This window comes from Actinomadura sp. 7K534 (genome assembly GCF_004348575.1).
GTDB lineage: Bacteria > Actinomycetota > Actinomycetes > Streptosporangiales > Streptosporangiaceae > Spirillospora > Spirillospora livida.
This window is the reverse complement of the sequence record NZ_SMKB01000005.1, coordinates 1-23,153: the sequence shown is the minus strand read 5'-3', so window position 1 is coordinate 23,153 and position 23,153 is coordinate 1. Positions and strand designations below refer to the sequence as shown.

Here is a 23,153-nt window from a genome sequence, read left to right as displayed (position 1 = left end):
ACCGATGAGCGAGTCACCGGAGCGCGTGTCCGACGACCCGGCGCAGGTGTGCGAGGAGGCCCGGAACCTCGCGGAGAACGGCGAGCCCGAGCGGGCGGCCGTGCTGTTCGAGGAGGTGCTCGCCCTCGGCGAGACGGACTGCAGGGCGCAGGCCGCCCTCGGTCTCGCGGTCGTCCTGGACGACTCCGGCGACGTGGAGCGGGCGCGCGAGGCGGACCGGACCGCGATCGCCACCGGGGACCCGGAGTACGGGCCGCGCGCCGCGTACCACCTGGCCCTCACGTACGAGCGGGCCGGCGAGCAGAGCCTGGCGGCTCCCGCGTGGCGGGTCGTGGTGGACTTCGGCAACGCCGCGTACCTCCCGCCCGCCCATCTCGCGCTCGCCCGGATCGCCGACGACGCCGGCGAGTTCGACACGGCGCGGGAGCACTGGGAGGCGGCGGTCGCGACCGGCGACCCCGAGTACGGGCCGCCCGCCGCGCACGACCTCGCGCAGCGGCTGCTGGAGCGCGGCGATCCCGCACGCGCGCAGCGGGTCCTGACCGCGGGGCTCAAGCTGATCGACCGGGCCGGCGCCCCGTACGCGTACGCGCGGCTCGCCGTCGCGCTCGGCATCTCCTACCTCGACCAGGCGATCGGCGCGTTCGGCACGGCGCTGGGGGAGGAGCCGCCCGACGCGGAGGTGGGGCCGCTGGCCACCGAGCTGCTCGCGCGGACGCTGCCGCTGCGGGGGCGCGCCGCCGAGGCGGGCGAGGCGTGGCGGCGCGGGCTCGCCGACCCCGGCATCGCGGGGCAGGTCCGGGCCCGGCTGCGCCGGGACTTCGGCGAGGACGGCGACCCCGACCTGTGGTGGGAGCCGGTCCTGGAGGAGGCCGCGGCGGACGGGACGCTCCCGGCGCTCACCGGCGAGGCGTTCGGCGCCCTCGACCACATGTACGCGCTGCTCGCCGTCCGGTACGCGGAGGACCCGGCCGAGCGGCGGCCGGGCGAGACGCACGAGGTGCTCGGCAAGGCTGTGCGGGTGCCGGACGGCTACCCGTGGGGGCCGCTGCTGCACGAGAGCTTCGCCGAGCGGCTCCGCCTCGCCATGGGCGGGCCCGGCGCCTGACCGCCCGGCGCCCGCCCGGCCGGTGCGCGTCAGTCGGCGATGTCGCGCTCGGCGATCACCTTGGTGATGCGGGCGCGGACGAGGTACTCGCTGGGGACGGCGTTGCGCGCCCCGAACTCCTCGGCCCGGCCGGCGCCCATGTAGCGCCCGCCGATGACGGTGGCCCAGCGGCGCATCTCGTCGAGGTCCTCGATGAGGGCGGCCTCGGCCTGGATCTGGACGTAGGAGAACGGCGGCTCCTGGTCGTCCACGCAGATCGACAGGCGCGGGTCGCGGGCGAGGGCGCGTCCCTTGACGGTCTCGCGGCCGGTGTTGAACAGCACGTCGTCCCCGTCGAGCACGAACCAGATCGGCGTGACGTGCGGGGAACCGTCCTTGCGGACGACGCCGGCCTTGCCGGTGCGGGTGCCCTCGGACACGAAGGCACGCCATTCGCTCTCGGTCATCTGCTCCATACCGGCAGTCTGCCTCACTGGTCGTTCCATGGTGGGGCTACGGTGAGCGGCATGGAGATCGTGACGGCGCACGGGCCCGCGGATGCGGTGCTGGACGAGGCCGCCGACCCGGCGTTCCTGCTGGTGCTGACGCACGGGTCGAACGGGGGAGTGGACGCGCCCGACCTGCTCGCCGTCCGGGAGACCGCGCTGGGCCTGGGCGGCTCCGTCGCGCGGGTGATGCAGCCGTTCCGGCTCGCCGGCCGCCGCGCGCCGGGACCGGCGGCGAAGCAGGACGAGGCGTGGCTGGAGATCGTCGGCCGGATCCGGGAGCGGGCGGGGGAAGTGCCGCTCGTCCAGGGCGGCCGGAGCAACGGCGCCCGTGTCGCGTGCCGGACGGCCCGGGCCGCCGGCGCGGTGGGCGTCCTGGCGCTGGCGTTCCCGCTGCACCCGCCGCGGAACCCGGCGAAGAGCCGGGCGGACGAGCTGCGTTCGGCGGGGGTGGAGGTGCTCGTGGTCAACGGGGACCGCGACCCGTTCGGCGTGCCGGACGCCGCGGACGCGGCGCACGTCGAGGTGCTGGCGGGGGAGCGGCACGATCTGAACCGGGACCCCGCCGCGGTCGGGAGGGCGGCGGAGCCGTGGCTGCGGAGGTGGGCGGCCCGTCCGGTGCGGACGGGCGGCCGGGAGTAGTGGGTTCGGTGGGTCTGCTCCGGGCCCGGTGCGGGCCCGGATGCGGCGGCTGGGCGGCCGTGCCCCCGAGGATGATCATCCGTTCGAACTAGTCCCCCGTGGAGACCGTTCAAGCGGCGGACGGAGCCTGCAGGTCCGTCGGCCGGTGCGGCGCGATGACTCCCCCGTCGGGCAGCAGCTCACCGGTGTCCTCGAAGAGCACGACGCCGTTGCACAGCAGGCTCCACCCCTGCTCGGGGTGCGAGGCCAGCGTCCGGGCGGCGTCGCGGTCGGGTGCGTGGTGCGAGGGACAGGGCGGCTGGTGCGGGCACATCGTGTGCCTCCGGTCTCGAACTGGTCGGTAGTGGTGCTTTCCTTTATTGACGCACCCAAGTGTGAAGCGGTTCGCCATCACCGGCCATAGCCCGTTGGGACGGTTGTCCGTTGGTCCCGAGGTACCGGAGACCTGTGACCCCGCTCACTCTGAGGTGCCAGGCATAGCGTCTCTCTCCGACGTAACGGACGAAGAACGACACGCCGACGGGAAGGGAAACCGCCACGATCTTCGGCAGGATGTGCCGGTGCCGGCCGGCCGTGGCGGCCTCCTCCCGGCGGACGAGCCGTCATCCGCCGGGACGAGGGCCCCGCCGCGCCGAGGCGGTCAGCGGACGCCGCCGATGACGAGGCCGAGGCCGGCGTCGAAGCGGGCGTCCCAGTCGACGGGGCGGTCCGCGCCGTCCTCGCGGGTGTCGCGGACCTCCAGCGCGGCGTGGCCGATGACGTAGCCGAGCAGGGTGTGCGCCGCGACCGCGGCCGTGTCGTCCGCGACGCCGCCGCGGCGGAGGACCTCCCGCAGCGACCCGACCGTGGTGCTGAGCGCGGCGGGGTTGCGGCGGGTGACGAGGAGGGGCAGCACGCCGGCGTGCGCCAGCAGCCGCGCGCGGTAATCGGCCGCCCAGGCGCGCAGAACGTCCCGCCAGTTCGCGGCCGTCACGCCGGCCGCCTCCGCGGGGCCGGAGGCGACGTGGATCACCAGCCCGTCGAGGAGCTGCTCCTTGCCGCGGGGGAGGTGGTGGTAGATCGCCATCGCCTCGACCTCGAGCGCGTCGCCGAGCCGGCGCATGGTGAGCCGGCCGAGGCCCTGGCCGTCGACGATCCGCAGGGCGGCCTCGATGATGCGCTCGGTGGACAGTGGCGTGCGGTGCTGCGCGTTGATGCTGGGCTGCCTGACCATGAGCATCGACCTTACTGCGTAAAGGGCCGAAGCCGGGTGTCCGGCGCCACGACACGCCCGTAGCCCGCGTACCCTGGCCTCGACCTGATGTTGGAGACCGCTGAGGGAGTACCACCATGCCGCTGGGCCGACGGGTGAGCAAGGACGTCGCGGAGCTGTACGAGGCCGACCGGCGGCTGGCGGACGAGTACGAGACGCGGCTGGCGGCGGCCGGCGAGGCGGAGCGGGTGCTGCGGGACGCCCAGGGGGAGGACGTGCCCGAGCCGGAACTGCGCGAGCTGACGCGCGAGTTCGACAAGGCGCTGACGTCGGTGCTGGCCGCGGCGGAGGCGGCCGAGCGGGTCGCGATGGGCCCGAAGACGTACGCGACCGACGCGCAGGACGCCAAGACCCGCCGGGCCGCGGAGATCAGCGCCCGCAAGGCCAAGGCGCGCCCGTCGGTGCGCCCGTGGACGGACGAGGTCGACCGGCTGCGCACGGCCCGCGAGGTGCACCGGTTCGGGTACCGGACCCGGCCGGGCGTGCTCGCGTGAGCCGCGGGGACGGGTGACGACACAGCGTCACCGGGTGGCACCGGCCACCGAACTCTGAGAGTCTGCCCTCTCGGGGAACGCCGGGGGAGCCCCGCGCCGCATGTCGCGACACCGCGACGGGCGCGGCCGCGTCCCGGCGGGGAGGGCACACGGTGCTCTGGACGCGGGGGGAAGTCACGTGGAGCGCACGCCACCGGACCGGTGCCGCGTTCTCGAGTGCTATCAGGACGGGGTGCGGGCGATCCGGTCGCTGGCGGAGCGGGCCGCCGACTGGGAGGCGCCGACGCCGTGCCCGGACTGGCGGCTGATCGACCTGGCCGGGCATCTGCGCTGCGTCGCGGAGAACTTCCTGGAGTACCTCCAGGACGCGCCCGACAGCAGGCTCGCCACCCTGTTCGCCCGGGACGCCGCGGCGGCCGTGCTGATCAGGCAGCAGGCACGGCAGAACGCGGCCGAGCTGGCGGTGCTGCCGCCCGAGCCGGGACCGGCCAGGATCATGGCGTTCGGGGTGTCGGCCGGGGCCTACGCCGACCTGATGCCCGACATGTGGGACCGGACGCACCTGATCTACCGGGGCACGAAGTACACCGTCGGCGACCACGCGGGCGCGGCCTGCGTGGAGTGGCACCTGCACGCCTGGGACATGGCGCGCGCCATGGGGGAGACGTACCAGCCGCGCGATCCGGACCTGCTGGTGTCGGCGTGGCACTGGGGCGTGCCGCACCTGCCGCTGACGCCGGGGGACGCGTGGGAGGCGGTGCTGCGGTCGTCGGGCCGGTCGCCCCGCTGGCCGGACCCCGCCGAGGGGCCCGGCCGGCCGCGCGGTCGGCGCGCGGGCAGGGCGGCGCAGGCGGCGCGGGGCGTCAGACGCCCGCCGGCCGCCCCGGGCGGGGCCGCAGGTAGACCAGCCAGGTGATGACGCAGCACACGACGTAGAAGGCGATGAAGGCCAGGTACGCGCCGTCGCCGGTCCCGTAGGCGAGGAACGACTGGCGGAAGGCGACGTTGACCAGCACGCCGCCGAACGCGCCGACGGCGCCCGCGATGCCGATGAGCGCGCCGGAGAGCCTGCGGGCCTCGTGCTCGGCGGCCTGCGGGTCGCCGCCGTCCGCGACGGCGCGCCCGGCCTTCGCGCGGAAGATCGCGGGGATCATCTTGTAGGTCGAGCCGTTGCCGGCGCCGCTGAAGGCGAACAGCAGGACGAAGCCGGTGAGGAACAGCGCCAGCGACCCCTGCAGCGAGGCGGTCAGCACCAGGCCCGCCGAGGCGGCCATCGCGACGAACGTCCAGAAGGTGACCGCGGCGCCGCCGAGCCGGTCGGCGAGCCATCCTCCGGCGGGGCGGGTGAGGGAGCCGAGCGCCGGGCCGAGGAACGTCAGGCCGGCGGCCTTGACCGGGGTGTCGAAGTCGGAGGCGAACTGCACCTGCAGGACCTGCCCGAACGCGAAGCCGAACCCGATGAACGACCCGAACGTGCCGATGTAGAGGACGGACATGATCCAGGTGTGGGCGTCCCGGCAGGCGTCGCGCATGGCCCGGCGGTCGTTGCGGGCCTGCGTGAGGTTGTCCATGTAGAGCGCGGAGGTGAGGGCGGCGAGGACGATGAGGGGGATGTAGACGCCGGCGACGAGCCCGGGGTGGTCCTTGCCCGCGGTGGCGAGGACCAGGAGCCCGACGATCTGGACGACGGCGACGCCGAGGTTGCCGCCGCCCGCGTTGATGCCGAGCGCCCGGCCCTTGAGCCGCTGCGGGTAGAACGCGTTGATGTTGGCCATCGAGGACGCGAAGTTCCCGCCGCCGACGCCGGCGGTGGCCGCCAGGATCAGCAGCGTGGTGTAGGAGACGCCGGGCCGGATGAGGAACGCGGCGGCGACGGCGGGCACGAGCAGCAGCGCCGCGCTGAACACCGTCCAGTTGCGTCCGCCGAACCGGGCGACGGCGAGGGTGTAGGGGATCCGCAGCGCGGAGCCGATGAGCGCCGGGACGGCGGTGAGGGTGAACTTGCCGGCCGGGTCGATGCCGTAGGCCGGTCCGAGGAACAGCACCAGCACCGACCACAGCGTCCACACCGAGAACCCGATGTGCTCGGCGAAGATCGAGAAGGCGAGGTTGCGGCGGGCGACGCGGGCGCCGCCGTCCGCCCAGAAGGCGGGGTCCTCGGGCCGCCAGTCGCCGATCCGGCGGCCCTTCGGCGGGCGGCCGCGGTCGCCGCGGGCGGCTGGGGTGGTGACGGTCATCGCTTCTCCCTTGGGTCGCTGAGCGGGCACGACCGTAGGAGCGCGGGGTTTCACCGCCGTGTGAACGGTCATACGGACCGGATAACTCCGCCGCACAGCGCCGCCCCGCCGGCTGTGAGGCGGGTTGGCCCGGGCGCGCCCGGGAAGGATGGAGACCGCGACGCGGCGGGGGGACTGGAGACGTGAACGATGGCGATGTGCGAGGTCTGCGGCAACGACTACGCGATGGCCTTCGAGGTGCACGCGCAGGGCGAGGTCCACACGTTCGACTCGTTCGAGTGCGCGATCACCCGGATGGCGCCGGTCTGCGAGCACTGCCAGTGCCGGATCATCGGGCACGGCGTGGACGTGGACGGCCACTTCTACTGCTGCGCGCACTGCGCCCGCGCCGCCGATCCGGAGCGCGGACGGCAGGCCAGGGACGCGGTGCTCGCCTGAGGGGCGCGGTACCGGCCTGAGTGAAGGAGCCGGAGCCGGGCCGGGACGTTCACCCGGCCCGGCGGAGGGGCGCCGCCCGCCCGGGCGGGCCGGTCAGCCGAGCGCGCCGCCGAAAGGCTGCTCGCGGCCGTCCTCCAGGTAGACGGCGCGGCCCGCGGCCATGGCCCGCAGGCTGGGGTCCATCCGGCGCGCCACGTGCGGGGGCGCCAGCTCGGGGATCTTCTCCGGGGCGACGAGGATGTGGTCGGACAGCTCCTCGGGCGGCAGCCGGATCCTGGCGATCTCCTCGCCGGTGATCGTGCCGCCGAACACGAACACGTTGACCGAGTCGACGCCGTCGGCGCGCGGGGAGCCCCAGTCGACGCAGGCGAGGCCGTCCAGCCGGGGAACGAGCCCGAGTTCCTCCATGCACTCGCGGACGCAGGCCGACAGGGGGGACTCGTCGGCCTCGATGACGCCGCCGGGAAGGTACCAGCCTTCGCTGTAGGTGGGCTTGACCAGCAGGACCCGCCCGAGGTCGTCCAGGAGGAGCGCCGCCGCGGCGCCGCGGGAGCGCGGCAGGGAGGCGTAGTAAGCAAGGTCGGGCATGTACCGAGGTTAGGCGTGATCATCGCGGTGCCGCCGGGGCGGGGCGGCGGCCGGGGCCGCTTCCGTGTGGAAGATCACCGCGCCGCCGTGAATCCGTTCGAGAACCGGGTGAACGGCGACGAAACGGCCATGACCGGGGTCGACAACGCTTGACACGAGCTCGTCAAGGCCGTCCGGCCCCGGGTGGACGCCCGCCGTGAAGCGCAATTAACGCCGGGGTCACACCGGGGACCCGCGCGCGAAACGGCGCACGCCGAGTCTCGGGCGCATGATGGGGACTCCTGCGCACTGCCCGTACTGCGCCCTGCAATGCGGCATGACCCTGACCCGGGACTCGACGGGCGCGGGCGGCACCGCGGTCCGGGTGACGCCGCGCGACGACGTGCCCGCCAACCGCGGCGGGCTGTGCCAGAAGGGCTGGACGGCCGCGGAACTGCTCACCGTCCCGGACCGGCTGACCACGCCCCTGATGCGCGCCCGCCGCGACGCGCCGCTGGAGCCCTGCACGTGGGACGAGGCGCTCGACCGCGTCACGGCGGAGGCCGCGCGGATGCGGGCGCTGCACGGCCCGGACGCCGTCGCGGTGTTCGGCGGCGGCGGGCTGACCAACGAGAAGGCGTACCAGCTCGGCAAGTTCGCCCGGATCGCGCTCGGCACCTCGCAGATCGACTACAACGGCCGGTTCTGCATGTCGTCGGCCGCGGCGGCGTCCGGCCGGGCGTTCGGCATGGACCGGGGGCTGCCCGGCCCGGTCACGGACCTGGCCGCGTCGGGCGCCGTGCTGCTCGCCGGGGGCAACGTCGCCGAGACGATGCCGCCGTTCATGCGGCACCTGACCGAGATGCGCGACGGCGGCGGCGCGCTCATCGTCGTGGACCCGCGCCGCACCGCCACGGCCCGCCGGGCCGACCTGCACCTGCAGCCCGCCCCCGGCACCGACATCGCCCTCGCCAACGGGCTGCTGCACCTGGTGATCGCGGAGGGCCTGGCCGACGAGGAGTACATCGCGGCCCGGACCACCGGGTTCGACGCCGTCCGGACGGTCGTGAACGGGTACTGGCCCGGCCGGGTCGAGCGCATCACCGGGGTGCCCGTCCCGCTGATGCGCGAGGCCGTCCGGCTGCTGGCCCGCGCGCCCCGCGCCCACGTCCTGACCGCGCGGGGCGCCGAGCAGCACGCCCGCGGCACCGACATGGCCGGCTCCTTCATCAACCTGGCGCTCGCGCTCGGGCTGCCCGGCCGCGCGGGCTCCGGCTACGGGTGCCTGACCGGGCAGGGCAACGGGCAGGGCGGCCGCGAGCACGGGCAGAAGGCCGACCAGCTTCCCGGCTACCGCCGGATCGACGACCCGGCGGCGCGCGCCCACGTCGCGGACGTGTGGGGCATCGACCCGGACGACCTGCCGGGGCCCGGGCGCTCGGCGTACGAGTTGCTGTCGGCGCTCGGCACCGAAGGGGGGCCGCGGGCGCTGCTGCTCTTCGGCTCCAACCCGGTGGTGTCGGCCCCGCGAGCCGCGGCCGTGCAGGACCGGCTCGACGCCCTCGACCTGCTGGTGGTGGCCGACTTCGTGCCCTCGGAGACCGCGCGGCGCGCCGACGTGGTGCTGCCGGCCGCGCAGTGGGCCGAGGAGTCCGGGACGATGACGAACCTGGAGGGGCGGGTCCTGCGGCGGCGCCGGGCCGTCCCGCCGCCGGACGGCGTCCGCACCGACCTGGAGATCATCGCCGCGCTCGCCGGCCGGCTCGGGGCGCCGGGGAAGTGGAGCACCGACCCGGCGGAGGTGTTCGGCGAGCTGCGCCGCGCCAGCGCGGGCGGCACCGCCGACTACTCCGGCATCACCTACGAGCGGATCGAGGCGGAGGGCGGGGTGTTCTGGCCCTGCCCCGCGGAGGACCACCCCGGCACCCCGCGGCCCTACCTCGACCGCTTCCCCACGCCGGACGGGCGCGCCCGGTTCGTCCCCGCCGAGCACCGCGGCGCCGCCGAGGACGTGGACGCCGACTACCCCGTCTACCTGACCACCGGGCGCGTCCTGGCGCAGTACCAGTCCGGCGCGCAGACCAGGCGCGTCGCGGCGCTCACCGAGGCCGCCCCGGAGCCGTTCGCCGAGCTGCATCCCGACCTCGCCGGGCGGCTCGGCATCGAGGACGGGGCCCGGGTCCGGGTGGCGAGCCGCCGCGGGGCCGTGACCGTCCGGGCGCGGCTCACCAGCGACATCCGGCACGACACGGTGTTCATCCCGTTCCACTGGGCGGGGGAGGGGCGCGCGAACCTGCTGACCAACCCCGCCCTGGACCCCGTGTCGCGGATGCCGGAGTTCAAGGTCTGCGCCGTCCGGCTGGAGCCCGACGTCCCCCCGGCGGCGTGAGCGCCTTTTAACACGCCGGTGACAATGGGGACCCAATCGCGAAACGGCTCCTGCCGAGGATCAATCCATGAACGCCGGGGCCGCGCGACGGAACCCACTGGCCACGACACTCGGTACCGCCGCCGGGCCGAGCCGCGGGGCGCCGGCGACCAGGACCCGCCAGGAGGTTGCCGCGCGATGACCACGACACCCGAAGCGACGATCACGAGGGGCACGGCCGCCCGGCCCGCGGCCGGGCCCGGGCTCCGCTGGTCCGACATCTGCTCCTACGCCGAGCTGACTCCCGAGCGAGGCGCGTGCGCGATGGTCGACGGGACGCAGGTGGCGGTCTTCCGCACCTTCGACGGCGCCGTGTACGCGCTGTCGAACCTGGACCCCTTCAGCGGCGCCCACGTGCTGTCGCGGGGGATCCTCGGCACCCGCGACGGCGCGCCGACCGTCGCGTCCCCCATGTACAAGCAGGTGTTCGACCTGCGGACCGGGGCGTGCCTGGACGATCCGAGGGTGGCCGTCCCGGCCTTCCCGGTCCGCCGCGCGGGCGACCGGGTGGAGGTGGCGCTCCCCGATGAGCACCGGCAATGAGCCGCTGGCCGGGTTCGCCGTCGGCGTGACCGCGGCCCGCCGCCACGAGGAGCTCGCCACGCTCCTGGAACGGCGCGGCGCCCGGGTCGTGCTCGCCCCCGCCATCCGCCTCGTCCCGCTCGCCGACGACGCCGAGCTGCTGGAGGCCACCCGGGCCTGCGCCGAAGGTCCCCTGGACCACGTCGTCGTCACCACCGGGATCGGTTTCCGCGCCTGGCTGGAGGCCGCCGACGGGTGGGGGATGCGCGACGCCGTCACCGCCCGGCTGGCCGAGACGGGGATCGTGGCGCGCGGCCCCAAGGCGCGCGGCGCGATCCGCTCGGCGGGCCTGCGGGAGAGCTGGTCGCCGGAGTCGGAGGAGTGCGCCGAGGTGATCCGGCACCTGCTGCGCGAGGACCTGGCCGGCGCGCGGATCGCCGTGCAGCTGTACGGGGACCGGGAGCCGGAGCTGACCGGGGCGCTGCGCGCCGCGGGCGCCGAGGTCATCGAGATCCCGGTGTACCGGTGGTCGCGGACCGAGGACCCCACGCCGCTGCGCCGGCTCGTCGGGCAGGCCGTGGCGGGCACGGTCGACGCGGTCACGTTCACCAGCGCCGCCGCGGTGGCCGCGACGCTCGCCGTCGCCGCGGAGGACGGGCTGGAGGAGCCGCTGCTGGACGCCATGCGCTCCCAGGTGGTGGCGGCGTGCGTCGGTCCCGTGACGGGGCGGGCGCTCACCGGGCGCGGCGTCCCGACCGTCCAGCCGGAGCGGGCCAGGCTCGGCGCGCTCGTGCGGACCCTGGTGTCGGAGCTGCCGCGCCGCCGGTCGCGGCGGCTGTCGGTGCGCGGGTTCTCGCTGGAGCTGCGCGGGCACGCCGTCGTGCTGGACGGGCAGCTCCGGCCGATCGCGCCCGCGCCGATGGCGATCCTGCGGGCGCTCGCGCGGCGTCCCGGGCACGTGGTGTCGCGGGCCGAGCTGTGCGGTGTGCTGCCGGGACGGCTCGTCCCCGGCGGCTCGGCGGCCAGGGACGGGTGGACGCGGGAGCGCCTGCGCGAGGCCCGGCCGCAGGCCGACGAGCACGCGGTGGAGATGGCCGTGGCGCGGCTGCGGCGCGGCCTGGGACGCCCCGGGATCGTGGAGACCGTCGTCAAGCGCGGCTACCGGCTGGCGTGCGACCCGCGCATGGCGGACCGGCTCGCGGCGGGCGCCGGTGGCTGACCGCACCGCCCGCCCGCCGATCCCCGGGCCGCCGGCGCCCGCGCTGCTGGCCGTCGCGCACGGCACCCGGGACCCGGCCGGGCCCGCCGCCGTCCGGGACCTGCTCGCCCTGGTCCGCGCGCTGCGGCCGGGCCTGCGGGTCGCCGAGTCCTACGGCGAGCTGTCCGCGCCGTCGCTGGAGGACGCGGCGGCCGGGCTGCGCGGCGGCCCGGTGGTCGTGGTGCCGCTGCTGCTGGCGCGCGGCTACCACGCGCTGATCGACGTCCCGGAACGGGCGGGGCGGCTGCTGCCGGGAGCGGTGACCGCCCGCCCGCTCGGCCCGGACGCCCTGCTCGCCGGCGCGCTCGCCGACCTCCTCACCGGCCCGCTCACCGGCCCGCCCGGCGCCGCCCCGGCGGCCGGGGCGGCGCCGTACCCCATGCTCCCGCTGCGCCGGACGGACACCGTGGTCCTCGGCGCGGCGGGGTCCGCCGACCCGGCGGGCATCGCCGACGTGCGAGCGGCGGCGCGGCTGCTCGCACGTCGGCTGCGCCGCCGCGTCCCGCACGGTTTCGTCGCCGCGGGCGGGCCGCCGCTGGACGAGGTCGTGGCCGGGCTGCGCCGCGCCGGCGCCGAACGCGTCGCCGTCGCGTCCTACCTGCTGGCCCCCGGCCGCTTCCACGACCGGATCGCGGCCTGCGGCGCCGACGCGGTCACCCCGCCGATCGGCGCGCACCCGGCCGCGGCCCGCCTCGTCCTGCGCCGCTACGACGAGGCCCGCGCGCGGCTGGCGGCCGCCGCCGCGGTGTCGTGACGGTGCCCTGACCCTCCCCCGGAATGCCGGAGAATGGGGCGTATGCTCCAACTGGAGGGGAGGCCCATGCCGGACGGGGAACCCGCCGTCGAGGTCGACGGCCTGAGCAAGAGGTTCGGCGACGTGGAGGCCGTGCGCGGTATCGAGTTCACCGTGCGCCCGGGGGAGGTCTTCGGTTTCCTCGGCCCGAACGGCGCGGGCAAGTCCACCACGATCAACATGCTCTGCACGCTGCTGCGGCCCAGCGGCGGCCGCGCGCTGGTGGCCGGGCACGACGTGGTCCGCGAGCGCGACGCCGTCCGCCGCAACATCGGCCTGGTGTTCCAGGACACCACCCTCGACGGCTACCTGTCGGGCGAGCAGAACCTGCGCTTCCACGCCGAGCTGTACGGGGTGCCGCGGCAGGCCGTGGGCGAGCGGATGCGGCAGGTGCTGGAGATGGTCGGGCTGTGGGACCGGCGCGGCGACCTGGTGCAGACCTACTCCGGCGGCATGAAGCGGCGCCTGGAGATCGCCCGGGGGCTCCTGCACTCCCCGCGCGTGCTGTTCCTGGACGAGCCGACCGTCGGCCTGGACCCGCAGACCCGCGCGTCGATCTGGGACTACATCCGCCAGCTCAAGGACGCCGAAGAGATCACGATCTTCATGACGACCCACTACATGGACGAGGCCGAGTTCTGCGAGCGGATCGCGATCATGGACTCGGGGACGATCGTCGCGCTGGACACCCCCGAGTCGCTCAAGGCCGGCATCGGCGAGGACCGGGTGCGCATCCGGACCTCCGACGACGACGCCGCGATCGCCGCGCTCGAGGAGCGGTTCGGCCTGGCGGCCGTGGTGTCCGAGGGCGCCGTGACGTTCTCGGTGGCGGCGGGTGAGGCGTTCGTCCCGCGGCTGTTCGCGGAGCTGGGCGTGCCGATCCGGTCGGTGAACGTGTCACGCCCGTCGCTGGACGACGTGTTCATGTCCTTCACCGGCACCACGATCCGCGACGCCGAGGCGGGGGCGGGCGACCGCAACCGCCTGACGATGCGCGCGATGAGGAGGTGACCGTGCCGGGTTCCTCCGCCGCGGGCCCCGGCGGGCGGGCCGCTCCGGTCGCGGGCATCGTCCGCGTCCGGGTGCCGGAGCCCGGCCTGCGGCAGGACCTGCGCGCCGTGAAGATCGTCCTGCACCGGGAGCTGCTGCGGTTCTGGCGCGACAAGCTGCGGATGGTCTCCGGGCTGGTGCAGCCGGTGCTGTGGCTGCTGGTCATGGGCACCGGCCTGTCCAACCTGATGGCCACCGGGGGAGCGGGCGGCGGCGTCGACCTGCGCACGTTCATCTTCCCCGGCGTGTGCGCGATGTCGGTGATGTTCACCGCGATGTTCTCGGCCGGGTCGATCGTGTGGGACCGCGAGTTCGGGTTCCTGCGCGAGATGCTCGTCGCGCCGGTGAGCCGCAGCTCCATCGTCATCGGCAAGTGCATCGGCGGCGCGCTCGTCGCGACGATGCAGGGCGCGGTGATCGTGGCGCTGGCGGGCCTCGCCGGGGTCCCCTACGACCCGGTGCTGCTGGCCCAGCTGATGGGGATGATGTTCCTCGGGGCGTTCGCGCTGACCGGCTTCGGCGTGATGATGGCGGCGCGGATCACGCAGATGCAGTCGTTCTTCGCGCTGATGCAGATGGCGATGCTGCCGATGATGTTCCTGTCGGGCGCCCTGTACCCGCTGAACGGCCTGCCGACGTGGCTGAGCATCCTCACCAAGCTGAACCCGCTCACCTACGCCGTGGACCCGATGCGCCGCGCGGTGTTCTCCCGCCTGGACCTGTCACCCGAGCTGCAGCGGACCTTCAGCTCGGGGGTGACGTGGAACGGGTGGCTCGTCCCGGTCTGGCTGGAGCTCGTCCTCGTCGCGGGCATCGGCGCCGGGCTGCTCGGGGTGGCGATCCTGCAGTTCCGCCACACGGACTGACCCGGCCCGCGGGGCGGTGCCCGGAAACGGCGGAGGGCCCGTCGAACCGGATCCGGTTCGACGGGCCCTCCGATCGTGCGGGCCGCGCGGGGGTCAGACGGCGAAGTCCAGCAGGGGGCGGGCGTTGCTGGGGTGCCGCAGCTTCGACAGCGACTCCTTCTCCAGCTGGCGGATGCGCTCGCGGGTCAGCCCGAGGGCCTTGCCGATCTCGTCGAGCGTGCGGGGCGTCCCGTCGTACAGCCCGAACCGCATCGCCATGATCTTGGCCTCGCGGGGGGACAGGATGTCCAGCGTCCGGCGCAGCTGGTCGGCCATCAGCTGCCGGTCGACCAGCTCGGACGCCTCGGGGCTGTCGGTGTCCTCGATGAGGTCGCCGATGCGGGTCTCGCCGTCCTCGCCGATGGTGGAGTCCAGGCTGATCGGCTGGCGGCTGGTGCGCAGCAGCTCGCGGATCTGCTCGGGGCTCTTGTCCAGCTCGGTGGCCAGCTCCTCCGGGGTGGGCTCGCGGCCGAGCCGCTGGTGCATGTCGCGCTCGACGCGGCTGAGCTTGCTCAGCATCTCCAGCACGTGGACGGGCAGCCGGATGGTGCGGGCCGAGTCGGCGAAGCCGCGCTGGATGGCCTGCCGGATCCACCACATCGCGTACGTGGAGAACTTGTAGCCCTTGGAGTAGTCGAACTTCTCGACCGCGCGGATCAGGCCGAGGTTGCCCTCCTGGACGACGTCCAGCAGGGACAGGCCGCGGTCGGAGTACTTCTTGGCGACCGACACCACGAGCCGGAGGTTGGCCTCCAGCATGTGCGCCTTGGCGCGCCGGCCGTCCGCGGCGACCCATTCCAGGTCGGCGCGCATGGCGGGGGAGTGGTCCCCGGTCTCCAGCTTGTGCTCGGCGTACAGGCCGGCCTCGATGCGCTTGGCGAGGTCGACCTCCTGCTCGGCGGTGAGCAGCTGGCGGCGCCCGATGGCCTTGAGGTAGGTGTGGACCGAGTCGCCCATCGTGGTCGACTGGTCGTCCAGGTCGGCGGCCTCGGGCTCGGCGGCCTCCACCTCGGTGACCTCGAATCCCTCGTCGGCGGCGGCGCGGGCGGTGCTCCCGGCCGCGTGTCCGCCGGCCGTCTTGCGGGAGGCGCGCTTGGCGGACGGCGCCGTGGCGGATTTCACACCGCCGGACTTGGCTGGACCGGACTTGGCGGCGCCGGACTTCACGGGGCCGGACTTCGCGGGGCCGGTTGCCGCCTGAGCGGTGTCTCCTCCGTCGTGGTCGGCGGCCGCGGCCATCTTGCGGACGGCGTCGGACTCGCCGGCGAGGTTGATGCCGGCCTCGGACAGCTCGCGCAGGATGGAGCGCCCCTGCGCCGGGCTGATGCCGGCGGTCTCGAAGGCCCCCCTCACTTCGTCGAGCGAGAGGCGCCCTTGGGCGCGGCCACGCTTGAGGAGGTCGTCGAGCGCGGGGCCCGCCGACTCCGTGAGCGGGGTCTCGACGGCGCTTCGCGGCATGGGGACACCCCTCTCCCTTCGGTGTGTGAGTGCGGCGCGGATTGTCGATACCTGGTGGCGCACGCACTTAACGGAACGTCGCACGGCCGGGTTCTTGTTCCCGGCGCCCTGGGGAGCGGCGCTCCGCGGGGGATCGCGGGGGAGCGATCCAAGACGCCGTGATACCCGCATACGGGCGTTCACACCGCCCGGTGCCCTACCGGACGGACCTTACTACGTAAAGGCCCGGGGCCGGTGTGATATCAGGATATAGAGGTAACGAGGCGCGCGCGGTCGGGCTTCCCAGACGGCAGCAGCGGAATGGCCTCTACCAGCTCCAGCTCGTGGGGCGCCGCGTACGCGGGCAGCGTCTCGCGGACGAGGGCCCGCAGCTCCCGCAGGGCGGGCGGAGCGGCCGCGCCGAGGGAGGGGACCACGACGGCGGTGACGCGCTCGCCCCATTCGGGGTCGGGACGCCCGACCACCACGACGTCGCGGACCGCCGGATGGCGGGACAGCGCCGCGGCGACCTCGCCCGCAACGACCTTCTCCCCGCCGGTGTTGATCACGTCGTCGACCCGGCCGCGGACGCGGAGCCGGCCGTCCTCCAGGGCTCCGAGGTCGCTGGTGACGAACCATTCACCGTCCATGGCGGCGGCGGTGTCGGCGGGCCGGAGCCGGTAGCCGGTGAACAGCGACGGGCCCGCCAGGCGGATCCGCCCGTCGTCCCCGACCGCGACGCGCATCCCGGGCAGCGGGGTCCCGTCGTAGACGCAGCCCCCGCTGGTCTCGCTCATCCCGTAGGTGGTGAAGACCCGGGCGCCGCGGGCGCGGGCCTCGGCGAGCAGCCCGGGCGCGGCGGCGGCGCCGCCGAGGACGATCGCGCCGGTGCGCGACAGGTCGGTCCCGGCGTCCAGCAGCCGGCGCAGCTGGGTCGGCACCAGCGAGACGTGGGCGCCGGCCGCCCGGGCCACGTCGGCGGGGTCGAAGCGCGGCGCGATGACGGGGTCGCTCCCGGCGACGAGGGAGCGGACGAGGACCTGGACGCCGGAGATGTGGCTGGTGGGGACGCAGCACAGCCACCGGTCGCCGGGCGCGGCCCCGATGCGGGCCAGGGTGCCGGCGGCGGAGTGCCGCAGCGCGTCGCCCGCCAGCTCGACGAACTTGGGCGCGCCCGTGGAGCCGGACGTGGCGATCAGCACGGCGGTGCCGTCCGCGACGGGCACGGTGCCGCCGCGGGGGGTGTGCGGGACGAGCCCGTCCGGCGTCTCGACCGCGTCGGGGGCCAGGGCGTCCAGGAGGCCGCGCAGCGCGGGCGCCGGCAGGCCGGGGGAGAGCGGGCAGATCGCCGGGCCGCCGTCGAGGGCGTCCGCGAGGGCGCGCAGCAGGCGGGGCCCGGATGGCAGAACGGCGGCGTGCAGCGGGCGATCCATGATCTCATCAGGGTAGACGACCCCGCTGAACGCGTTCGAATCCCGGGCGGGTTGAATGGGACCGCGGGCCGCGGACCTGCCGGCGCGGTCGCCCCCAGGGGAGAGGAAGACGTGGAGGAAATGGTCTCGGAGCTGTTCGACGCGGACGCGTGGAAAGAGGTCGAGGGGTTCGGTTTCACCGACATCACCTACCACCGGGCCTTGGACCAGGGCACGGTCCGGGTGGCGTTCAACCGCCCCGAGGTGCGCAACGCGTTCCGTCCCCACACGGTGGACGAGCTGTACCGGGCGCTGGACCACGCGCGGATGTCGAGCGACGTCGGCTGCGTGCTGCTGACGGGCAACGGGCCGTCGCCGAAGGACGGCGTCCGGTCGTTCTGCTCGGGCGGCGACCAGCGGATCCGCGGCAAGGACGGCTACCGGTACGCCGAGGGGGAGACCTCGGAGACGATCGACCCGGCGCGGGCGGGGCGGCTGCACATCCTGGAGGTCCAGCGGCTGATCCGGTTCATGGGCAAGGTCGTCATCTGCGTGGTGCCCGGCTGGGCCGCGGGCGGCGGGCACAGCCTGCACGTGGTGTGCGATCTCACCATCGCGAGCCGGGAGCACGCGCGGTTCAAGCAGACCGACGCGGACGTGGCGAGCTTCGACGGCGGTTTCGGATCGGCGTACCTGGCGCGGCAGGTCGGGCAGAAGTTCGCCCGCGAGATCTTCTTCCTGGGCGACGCCTACGACGCCGAGGCGGCGCACCGGATGGGCATGGTCAACGCCGTCGTCCCGCACGCCGAGCTGGAGGCGACGGCGCTGGAGTGGGCGCGCAAGGTCAACGGCAAGAGCCCGACGGCGCAGCGGATGCTGAAGTACGCCTTCAACCTGATCGACGACGGGCTGGTGGGGCAGCAGGTGTTCGCCGGGGAGGCGACGCGGCTGGCGTACGGGACCGACGAGGCCGCCGAGGGCCGGGACTCCTTCCTGGAGAAGCGCGATCCCGACTGGTCGCGCTACCCGTGGTACTACTAAATGTCCGAACGCGCGGTGTGATCCGGAATACCGTGATTCGGTGGCGCAGGTCAGGGGGTCGTGCGGGTGCGGGTCTTCTCCATCCCGATGCGGACGCGGTTCCGCGGTCTCACACGGCGGGAGGGCGTCCTGGTCCGCGGCCCCGCCGGATGGGGTGAGTTCTCGCCGTTCCCCGAGTACGGCCCTGCGGAGTGCGCCCGCTGGCTCGCCGCCGCCCGGGAGGCCGCCCATGACGGCTGGCCGGCGCCCGTCCGCGACACCGTCCCGGTGAACGTGACGATCCCGGCCGTCGGCCCGGAGCGGGCGTACGCGATGACGAAGGAGTCCGGCTGCCGCACCGCGAAGGTCAAGGTCGCCGAGCGCGGCCAGTCCGACGCCGACGACCTCGCGCGGGTGGAGGCCGTCCGCGACGCGATCGGCCCGGACGGGCAGGTGCGGGTGGACGTCAACGGCGGCTGGGACGTCGACCACGCGGCCCGGATGATCCGCACGCTGGACCGGTGGGAGCTGGAGTACGTCGAGCAGCCCTGCGCGACGCTGGAGGAGCTGGCGCTGGTGCGGCGGCGGGTGGACGTGCCGATCGCCGCGGACGAGTCGATCCGCCGCGCCGAGGACCCGCTGAAGGTGCGGGCGGCGGGCGCCGCGGACGTGGCGGTGCTGAAGGTGCAGCCGCTGGGCGGGGTCGCGGCGGCGCTGCGGGTCGCCGAGGCGTGCGGGCTGCCGGTGGTGGTGTCCAGCGCGGTGGAGACGTCGGTGGGGCTGGCGGCGGGCGTGGCGCTGGCCGCGGCGCTGCCGGAGCTGCCGTTCGCGTGCGGCCTGGGGACCCTGTCGCTGCTGAAGGGCGACGTCGCCGGTGATCCGCTGGCGCCGGTGGCGGGCGAGATCGCGGTGCGGCGCCCCGCGGTGGACGAGGAGGCGCTGCGCCGCTGGGAGGTGCCCGGCGACGCGCGGTGGCGCGGCCGGGTCGCGGGGGCGCAGCAGCACCTGGGCGGCCCCGAGGTGATCGGGGCGGCGCCGTGAACCCGGCGACCGCGCTGGCGACCGTCCTGGTGGACGAGCTGCAGCGCTGCGGGATGACCGACGCGGTGGTGGCGCCGGGGTCGCGGTCGGCGCCGCTGGCGCTGGCGCTGCACGCCGCCGCGGAGGCGGGGCGGGTCCGGCTGCACGTGCGGATCGACGAGCGGTCGGCGTCGTTCCTCGGGCTCGGCATCGCCAAGCGGTCGGGGCGGCCGGTGGCGCTGGTGTGCACGTCGGGGACGGCGGCGGCGAACTTCCACCCCGCGGTGATCGAGGCCCACGAGTCGGGGGTGCCGCTGATCGTCATCACGGCGGACCGCCCGCCGGAGCTGCGCGACACCGGCGCGAACCAGACGGTCGACCAGGTGAAGCTGTACGGGACGGCGGCGCGGTGGTCCACCGAGATCGGGGTGCCGGAGAACCGTCCCGGGATGGTGGCGTACTGGCGGTCGCTGGTGAGCCGGGCGTGGGGGCTGGCGCAGGCGCCGTCGCCGGGTCCGGTGCATCTGAACGCGGCGTTCCGGGAGCCGCTGATCCCCGACGGCGACGAGTCGTGGTGCGAGCCGCTCGACGGCGACGCGACGGGCGCGTGGACGAAGGTGCGGCCGGCGACGCCGGGGTCGGTGCTGCACGTGCCGCCGACGCGGCGGGGCGTGCTGGTGGTGGGGGACGGAGCGTCCAACGTCAAGCGGTACGTGGCGGCGGCGTCGATGGCGGGCTGGCCCGTGCTGGCCGAGCCGCAGGGCAACGCCCGCTACGGCGATCACGCGCTGACGGCGCACCATTTCCTGCTGGGCGTGCCGGAGTTCGTGGAGCGGCACCGTCCGGAGGTGGTGGTGACGCTGGGCAAGCCGGGCCTGTCGCGTCCGCTGCTGTCGCTGCTGCGCCGCGCGGAGGAGCACATCGTCCTGGCGCCGGACCTGGCGCACTGGCCCGATCCGGTGCGGTCGGCGACGCAGGTGGCGCCGGAGGTGGAGATCCCGGTGGTGTCGGGCGACGACGCATGGCTGCGGTCGTGGCGCGACGCGGACCGGGCCGCGGCGGCGGCGGTCGACGAGGTGCTGGACGCGGTGCCGGAGGTGAGCGAGCCGCGGCTGGCGCGCGACCTGGTGGCGGCGCTGCCGGGCGGGTCGCTGCTGCTGGCGGCCGCGAGCATGCCGATCCGCGACCTGGACCAGGTGATGCGGCCGCGGCGCGGCATCCGAATCATGGCGAACCGGGGCGCGAGCGGGATCGACGGCCTGGTGTCGACGGCGATGGGCGCGGCGCTGGCGCACAGCGGCCGCGCGTTCGCGCTGCTGGGCGACCTGGCGTTCCTGCACGACCAGAACGGGCTGATCCTCGGCCCGCGGGACCGCCGGCCGGATCTGACGATCATCGTGGTGAACAACCGCGGGGGCGGGATCTTCTCACTGCTGCCGCAGGCGGCGCTGGCGGATCCGTTCGAGCGGGTCTTCGGCACGCCCCACGAGGTGGATCTGGAGTCGCTGGCCGCCGCGCACGGCGTGCCGTACCGGCGGCTGGAGGCCGCGGCGGACGTGCCGAAGGCGCTGGTGGGGGAGGGGCTGCGGATCGTGGAGGCCCGCACCGAGCGGGAGGCGAACGCGGTGCTGCACGCGGAGATGCGCAAGGCCGCCCAGGCCGCCGTCCGCACCGTCCTGTCCTGACCGGGCCCGGCCCGCGCCGGGCTCCTCTCCTTGATTTAGCTTTCAATTTACAACGTAAAGGCGCCGGGCGGTGTGTCTCCCTCACATCATCTACAAACCAAGAACAGCAACTTACGGAAGCAGGTGTCTGTCGTAGGCCGTGGCCACTGCGGCGGCTCGGTCGCTGACGTCGAGCTTGGCGTAGATGTGGGTGAGGTGGGTCTTGACGGTGGCCTCGCTGATGAACAGTTCGCGGGCGATCTCGCGGTTGCTCGTACCGCGGGCGACCAGGCGCAGCACCTCCAGTTCCCGGGTGCTCAGGTTGCTGCTGCGGGGTTCGCGTACGCGGGAGACGAGCCGCGACGCGATGGCCGGTGACAGGACGGAGCGGCCCTGCGCGGCGGCGCGGACGGCGTCGAACAGGTCGTCGCGGGGCGCGTCCTTGAGGAGGTAGCCGGTGGCGCCGGCCTCGATCGCGGGGATCGTGTCGGTGTCGGTGTCGTAGGTGGTGAGGACGAGGACCCGGCAGGGGAGGCCCCGGCGGCTGATCTCGGTGATGGCCTCGACGCCGTCTCCGCCGGGCATGCGGAGGTCCATGAGGACGACGTCGGGGCGCAGTTCCTCCGCGAGGGCTACGGCTTGGCGGCCGTCCGCGGCCTCGCCGAGGACCTCGAAGCCTCCGGCGGCGGAGAACATGCCGCGGAGGCCGTCCCGGACGACGGGGTGGTCGTCGACGATCAGCAGGGTGATGTCAGGCATGGCGCGTCAACGGTACTGGCGGATCAGCGGTACGCGGGCGGAGACGGCGGTGCCGCGGCCGGGTTCGGATTCGATCTCCAGGGTGCCGGCGACGCGTTCGGCGCGTTCGCGCATGGCGGTGAGGCCGAAGCCGGAGGAGGGCCGGGTGAAGCCGCGTCCGTCGTCGCGGATGTCCAGGGTGACCTCGTCGTCCATGTAGGACAGGGTCACGCCGATGCGGTCGGCGCGGGCGTGGCGTTCGGCGTTGGTGACGGCCTCCTGGGCGATGCGCAGGAGGGTGGCTTCGAGTTCGCCGTGGAGGGGCTCGGCGGTTCCGGTGACGGTGAGGTGGGCCCTGCCGTCGGTGATCTTCTTGAGGGCTTCGGGGAGCATGTCGTGCTCCAGGTGGGTGGGGGCGAGGTCCTGGACGGAGCGGCGGGCTTCGCGGAGGCTCTCGCGGGCGAGGGCCGTGGCGCGGCGGACGTGTTCGCTGTCCTCGGCGGCCTGGAGCTGGGTGATGATGCCGGTGAGGCCTTGGGCGATGGTGTCGTGGATCTCGGCGGCGAGGCGGCGGCGTTCGTCGCTGATGCCGGCCTCCCGCGCTTGGACGAGGAGCTGGGCCTGGAGGCCGGCGTTCTCGGCGAGGGCCTGTTCGAGGCGGGCGTTGGTGCGTTCGAGCTCGTCGATGGTCTCGGCTTGGACGAGGCTCTGCTTCTCCTCTCGTTCGGCCATGCGGCCGAAGATGAGGATGAGCCCGCAGTTGAGGGCGAAGAGGCCGCCGAGGGCTGCGGCCTCGGTGGGGTCGTCGGGTGGGAGGCCGCCTGCCTGGGCGCCGGCCATGGTGACCGCCGTGATGAGCAGTCCGGCCATGGCCCAGCGGCGGGTGAGGTAGTGCTGGGCGTCGAAGTAGCCGATGACGGCGTAGATGCAGAAGAAGGGGTTGAGCCAGGAGAGGGTGAAGGCCAGGCCGGTGCGGGTCCAGTAGTAGACGTGGCCGGGGATCTTCTCGGTGAGGTGGAGGGTCTGGAGGGCGAGGGCGGTGATGAGGAGGGTCGCGGCGGCCCGCTCCTGCGCGGGCGTCATGACGAGTTCCCGGATGAGCAGGGCCAGGAAGGTGCCGAGGGCCAGCAGGCCGAAGGGTCCCCAGCGGTAGAACCGTTCCCACTGCTCCTGGATGGTCGCCATGGATGCAGTGTGTCCTATTCCTGTGTGCGTCCTATTCCCAGCGGAACCAGCGGACGGCGGCGGCGATGAGGAGGGCGGTCCAGGCGGCGGGGACGCCGAGGTCGCTCCATGCGGGCCAGCCGCCTTGGGCGGCCTGGTCGAGCGCCTGGGCGGCGGCGCCGAACGGGAAGTATCCGACGATGTGCTGGAGGAGTTCGGGCATGGCCTGGACGGGGACCCAGACGCCGGCGAGGAACATCGTCGGGAAGAAGACGATCGTGCCGGCGACGTTGGTGGCCTTGGCGGTGGGGGTGATCGCGGTGATCGCGGAGCCGAGTGCGAGGGCGCTGAGGGCGCCGAGCAGGAGGGCGAGGAGGTAGCCGGGAACGTGGCCGGGCAGCGCCACGTCGAACGCGACCCGGCCGACGGTGACCGCCAGCAGCGCCGACACCAGGGAGGCCGCGAAGTGCAGGACGATCTGCGCCGCCAGCAGCGAGGCGGGCCGTACGGGAGTGGTGG

At 74.6% G+C, this 23,153-nt stretch carries 25 protein-coding genes; 15 read left to right on the top strand and 10 right to left on the bottom strand.

Annotated features, from left to right (window positions below; translation table 11 throughout):
* The first annotated feature begins 4 nt into the window (after positions 1 to 4).
* Entirely contained in the window at positions 5 to 1,108 is a 1,104-nt protein-coding gene (locus tag E1266_RS02095; RefSeq protein ID WP_132043104.1) for a tetratricopeptide repeat protein, read from the top strand.
* 29 nt (positions 1,109 to 1,137) lie between these two features.
* Here the strand turns inward: E1266_RS02095 and E1266_RS02090 are convergent, their stop codons facing one another.
* Entirely contained in the window at positions 1,138 to 1,563 is a 426-nt protein-coding gene (locus E1266_RS02090) for a PPOX class F420-dependent oxidoreductase (RefSeq protein WP_132043102.1), read from the bottom strand.
* Between the two features lie 51 nt (positions 1,564 to 1,614).
* Here E1266_RS02090 and E1266_RS02085 point away from each other — a divergent pair, with 51 nt between their 5' ends.
* Positions 1,615 to 2,235, top strand: coding sequence for an alpha/beta family hydrolase (locus E1266_RS02085; protein WP_132043100.1), 621 nt, complete (start codon positions 1,615 to 1,617; stop codon positions 2,233 to 2,235).
* A 109-nt stretch (positions 2,236 to 2,344) separates the two neighbouring features.
* On the opposite strand, the gene E1266_RS02080 is transcribed toward E1266_RS02085, so the two are convergent.
* Complete coding sequence (locus tag E1266_RS02080) at positions 2,345 to 2,548, bottom strand: DUF5999 family protein (protein ID WP_131953761.1); 204 nt, start codon at positions 2,546 to 2,548, stop codon at positions 2,345 to 2,347.
* Between the two features lie 327 nt (positions 2,549 to 2,875).
* Positions 2,876 to 3,448: a TetR/AcrR family transcriptional regulator C-terminal domain-containing protein gene (locus tag E1266_RS02075; RefSeq protein WP_132043098.1), complete on the bottom strand. Its 573-nt coding sequence runs from the start codon at positions 3,446 to 3,448 to the stop codon at positions 2,876 to 2,878.
* A 116-nt stretch (positions 3,449 to 3,564) separates the two neighbouring features.
* Here E1266_RS02075 and E1266_RS02070 point away from each other — a divergent pair, with 116 nt between their 5' ends.
* On the top strand, positions 3,565 to 3,981 hold the full coding sequence (locus E1266_RS02070; RefSeq protein ID WP_132043096.1) for a plectin: 417 nt from the start codon (positions 3,565 to 3,567) through the stop codon (positions 3,979 to 3,981).
* 232 nt (positions 3,982 to 4,213) lie between these two features.
* Positions 4,214 to 4,897, top strand: a complete 684-nt coding sequence (locus tag E1266_RS02065) for a maleylpyruvate isomerase N-terminal domain-containing protein (protein WP_243718181.1) — start codon at positions 4,214 to 4,216, stop codon at positions 4,895 to 4,897.
* Here E1266_RS02065 and E1266_RS02060 read toward each other — a convergent pair.
* A complete protein-coding gene (locus E1266_RS02060; protein ID WP_132043092.1) occupies positions 4,845 to 6,218 on the bottom strand; it encodes a nitrate/nitrite transporter in 1,374 nt (457 codons plus the stop codon). The two genes, E1266_RS02065 and E1266_RS02060, sit on opposite strands and share 53 nt — an antisense overlap.
* Positions 6,219 to 6,407: 189 nt before the next feature.
* Here E1266_RS02060 and E1266_RS02055 point away from each other — a divergent pair, with 189 nt between their 5' ends.
* Entirely contained in the window at positions 6,408 to 6,656 is a 249-nt protein-coding gene (locus E1266_RS02055) for a hypothetical protein (protein WP_132043090.1), read from the top strand.
* 93 nt (positions 6,657 to 6,749) lie between these two features.
* On the opposite strand, the gene E1266_RS02050 is transcribed toward E1266_RS02055, so the two are convergent.
* Positions 6,750 to 7,244, bottom strand: coding sequence for an NUDIX hydrolase (locus tag E1266_RS02050; protein ID WP_132043088.1), 495 nt, complete (start codon positions 7,242 to 7,244; stop codon positions 6,750 to 6,752).
* Positions 7,245 to 7,259: 15 nt separating this feature from the next.
* Here E1266_RS02050 and E1266_RS37750 point away from each other — a divergent pair, with 15 nt between their 5' ends.
* From E1266_RS37750 to E1266_RS02020, 7 genes are all read left to right on the top strand, one after another.
* Entirely contained in the window at positions 7,260 to 7,397 is a 138-nt protein-coding gene (locus E1266_RS37750; protein WP_165965896.1) for a hypothetical protein, read from the top strand.
* Between the two features lie 118 nt (positions 7,398 to 7,515).
* Positions 7,516 to 9,612 carry a molybdopterin-dependent oxidoreductase gene (locus E1266_RS02045; RefSeq protein WP_132043209.1) on the top strand — a complete coding sequence of 699 codons (2,097 nt, stop codon included), beginning with the start codon at positions 7,516 to 7,518 and terminating at the stop codon, positions 9,610 to 9,612.
* A gap of 177 nt (positions 9,613 to 9,789) precedes the next feature.
* Positions 9,790 to 10,194 (top strand): nitrite reductase small subunit NirD, encoded by a 405-nt coding sequence (gene nirD / locus E1266_RS02040; RefSeq protein ID WP_132043086.1) that lies wholly within the window; start codon positions 9,790 to 9,792, stop codon positions 10,192 to 10,194.
* Positions 10,178 to 11,392, top strand: coding sequence for a uroporphyrinogen-III synthase (locus E1266_RS02035; RefSeq protein WP_132043084.1), 1,215 nt, complete (start codon positions 10,178 to 10,180; stop codon positions 11,390 to 11,392). The genes nirD and E1266_RS02035 overlap by 17 nt, the downstream gene beginning before the upstream one ends.
* A complete protein-coding gene (locus E1266_RS02030) occupies positions 11,385 to 12,185 on the top strand; it encodes a CbiX/SirB N-terminal domain-containing protein (protein ID WP_243718180.1) in 801 nt (266 codons plus the stop codon). Before E1266_RS02035 ends, E1266_RS02030 begins: the two co-directional genes overlap by 8 nt.
* 66 nt (positions 12,186 to 12,251) lie before the next feature.
* Entirely contained in the window at positions 12,252 to 13,235 is a 984-nt protein-coding gene (locus tag E1266_RS02025; RefSeq protein ID WP_132043082.1) for an ATP-binding cassette domain-containing protein, read from the top strand.
* 2 nt (positions 13,236 to 13,237) lie between these two features.
* On the top strand, positions 13,238 to 14,140 hold the full coding sequence (locus E1266_RS02020; protein WP_132043080.1) for an ABC transporter permease: 903 nt from the start codon (positions 13,238 to 13,240) through the stop codon (positions 14,138 to 14,140).
* 93 nt (positions 14,141 to 14,233) lie between these two features.
* Here the strand turns inward: E1266_RS02020 and E1266_RS02015 are convergent, their stop codons facing one another.
* Together E1266_RS02015 and E1266_RS02010 are read right to left on the bottom strand one after the other, a co-directional pair.
* Positions 14,234 to 15,637 carry an RNA polymerase sigma factor gene (locus E1266_RS02015; protein WP_132043078.1) on the bottom strand — a complete coding sequence of 468 codons (1,404 nt, stop codon included), beginning with the start codon at positions 15,635 to 15,637 and terminating at the stop codon, positions 14,234 to 14,236.
* 242 nt (positions 15,638 to 15,879) lie between these two features.
* Positions 15,880 to 17,049 carry an AMP-binding protein gene (locus E1266_RS02010; RefSeq protein WP_132043076.1) on the bottom strand — a complete coding sequence of 390 codons (1,170 nt, stop codon included), beginning with the start codon at positions 17,047 to 17,049 and terminating at the stop codon, positions 15,880 to 15,882.
* Between the two features lie 120 nt (positions 17,050 to 17,169).
* Here E1266_RS02010 and E1266_RS02005 point away from each other — a divergent pair, with 120 nt between their 5' ends.
* The 3 genes from E1266_RS02005 (at position 17,170) to menD (ending at position 20,753) form a co-directional block, all read left to right on the top strand.
* Positions 17,170 to 18,069, top strand: coding sequence for a 1,4-dihydroxy-2-naphthoyl-CoA synthase (locus tag E1266_RS02005; RefSeq protein WP_132043205.1), 900 nt, complete (start codon positions 17,170 to 17,172; stop codon positions 18,067 to 18,069).
* 66 nt (positions 18,070 to 18,135) lie between these two features.
* Positions 18,136 to 19,089, top strand: a complete 954-nt coding sequence (locus E1266_RS02000) for an o-succinylbenzoate synthase (protein ID WP_207945375.1) — start codon at positions 18,136 to 18,138, stop codon at positions 19,087 to 19,089.
* Entirely contained in the window at positions 19,086 to 20,753 is a 1,668-nt protein-coding gene (gene menD, locus E1266_RS01995; RefSeq protein WP_207945370.1) for a 2-succinyl-5-enolpyruvyl-6-hydroxy-3-cyclohexene-1-carboxylic-acid synthase, read from the top strand. The genes E1266_RS02000 and menD overlap by 4 nt, the downstream gene beginning before the upstream one ends.
* A gap of 111 nt (positions 20,754 to 20,864) precedes the next feature.
* Here the strand turns inward: menD and E1266_RS01990 are convergent, their stop codons facing one another.
* The 3 genes from E1266_RS01990 to E1266_RS01980 all read right to left on the bottom strand — a co-directional run.
* The gene (locus E1266_RS01990) at positions 20,865 to 21,491 is read right to left on the bottom strand and encodes a response regulator transcription factor (RefSeq protein WP_132043072.1); all 627 of its coding nucleotides are present in this window, start codon (positions 21,489 to 21,491) and stop codon (positions 20,865 to 20,867) included.
* 6 nt (positions 21,492 to 21,497) lie between these two features.
* Positions 21,498 to 22,655, bottom strand: a complete 1,158-nt coding sequence (locus E1266_RS01985) for a sensor histidine kinase (protein WP_132043070.1) — start codon at positions 22,653 to 22,655, stop codon at positions 21,498 to 21,500.
* Between the two features lie 31 nt (positions 22,656 to 22,686).
* On the bottom strand, positions 22,687 to 23,153 hold a 467-nt coding region (locus tag E1266_RS01980), incomplete at its 5' end, for an ABC transporter permease (RefSeq protein ID WP_132043068.1).

Excerpts from the sequence above, each read along its gene's own strand:
- E1266_RS02095 (WP_132043104.1), top strand. The coding sequence starts at position 5 with ATGAGCGAGTCACCGGAGCGCGTGTCCGACGACCCGGCGCAGGTGTGC.
- E1266_RS02090 (WP_132043102.1), bottom strand. The coding sequence starts at position 1,563 with ATGGAGCAGATGACCGAGAGCGAATGGCGTGCCTTCGTGTCCGAGGGC.
- E1266_RS02085 (WP_132043100.1), top strand. The coding sequence starts at position 1,615 with ATGGAGATCGTGACGGCGCACGGGCCCGCGGATGCGGTGCTGGACGAG.
- E1266_RS02080 (WP_131953761.1), bottom strand. The coding sequence starts at position 2,548 with ATGTGCCCGCACCAGCCGCCCTGTCCCTCGCACCACGCACCCGACCGC.
- E1266_RS02075 (WP_132043098.1), bottom strand. The coding sequence starts at position 3,448 with ATGGTCAGGCAGCCCAGCATCAACGCGCAGCACCGCACGCCACTGTCC.
- E1266_RS02070 (WP_132043096.1), top strand. The coding sequence starts at position 3,565 with ATGCCGCTGGGCCGACGGGTGAGCAAGGACGTCGCGGAGCTGTACGAG.
- E1266_RS02060 (WP_132043092.1), bottom strand. The coding sequence starts at position 6,218 with ATGACCGTCACCACCCCAGCCGCCCGCGGCGACCGCGGCCGCCCGCCG.
- E1266_RS02055 (WP_132043090.1), top strand. The coding sequence starts at position 6,408 with ATGGCGATGTGCGAGGTCTGCGGCAACGACTACGCGATGGCCTTCGAG.
- E1266_RS02050 (WP_132043088.1), bottom strand. The coding sequence starts at position 7,244 with ATGCCCGACCTTGCTTACTACGCCTCCCTGCCGCGCTCCCGCGGCGCC.
- E1266_RS02045 (WP_132043209.1), top strand. The coding sequence starts at position 7,516 with ATGGGGACTCCTGCGCACTGCCCGTACTGCGCCCTGCAATGCGGCATG.
- nirD (WP_132043086.1), top strand. The coding sequence starts at position 9,790 with ATGACCACGACACCCGAAGCGACGATCACGAGGGGCACGGCCGCCCGG.
- E1266_RS02035 (WP_132043084.1), top strand. The coding sequence starts at position 10,178 with ATGAGCACCGGCAATGAGCCGCTGGCCGGGTTCGCCGTCGGCGTGACC.
- E1266_RS02025 (WP_132043082.1), top strand. The coding sequence starts at position 12,252 with ATGCCGGACGGGGAACCCGCCGTCGAGGTCGACGGCCTGAGCAAGAGG.
- E1266_RS02015 (WP_132043078.1), bottom strand. The coding sequence starts at position 15,637 with ATGCCGCGAAGCGCCGTCGAGACCCCGCTCACGGAGTCGGCGGGCCCC.
- E1266_RS02010 (WP_132043076.1), bottom strand. The coding sequence starts at position 17,049 with ATGGATCGCCCGCTGCACGCCGCCGTTCTGCCATCCGGGCCCCGCCTG.
- E1266_RS02005 (WP_132043205.1), top strand. The coding sequence starts at position 17,170 with ATGGTCTCGGAGCTGTTCGACGCGGACGCGTGGAAAGAGGTCGAGGGG.
- E1266_RS01990 (WP_132043072.1), bottom strand. The coding sequence starts at position 21,491 with ATGCCTGACATCACCCTGCTGATCGTCGACGACCACCCCGTCGTCCGG.
- E1266_RS01985 (WP_132043070.1), bottom strand. The coding sequence starts at position 22,655 with ATGGCGACCATCCAGGAGCAGTGGGAACGGTTCTACCGCTGGGGACCC.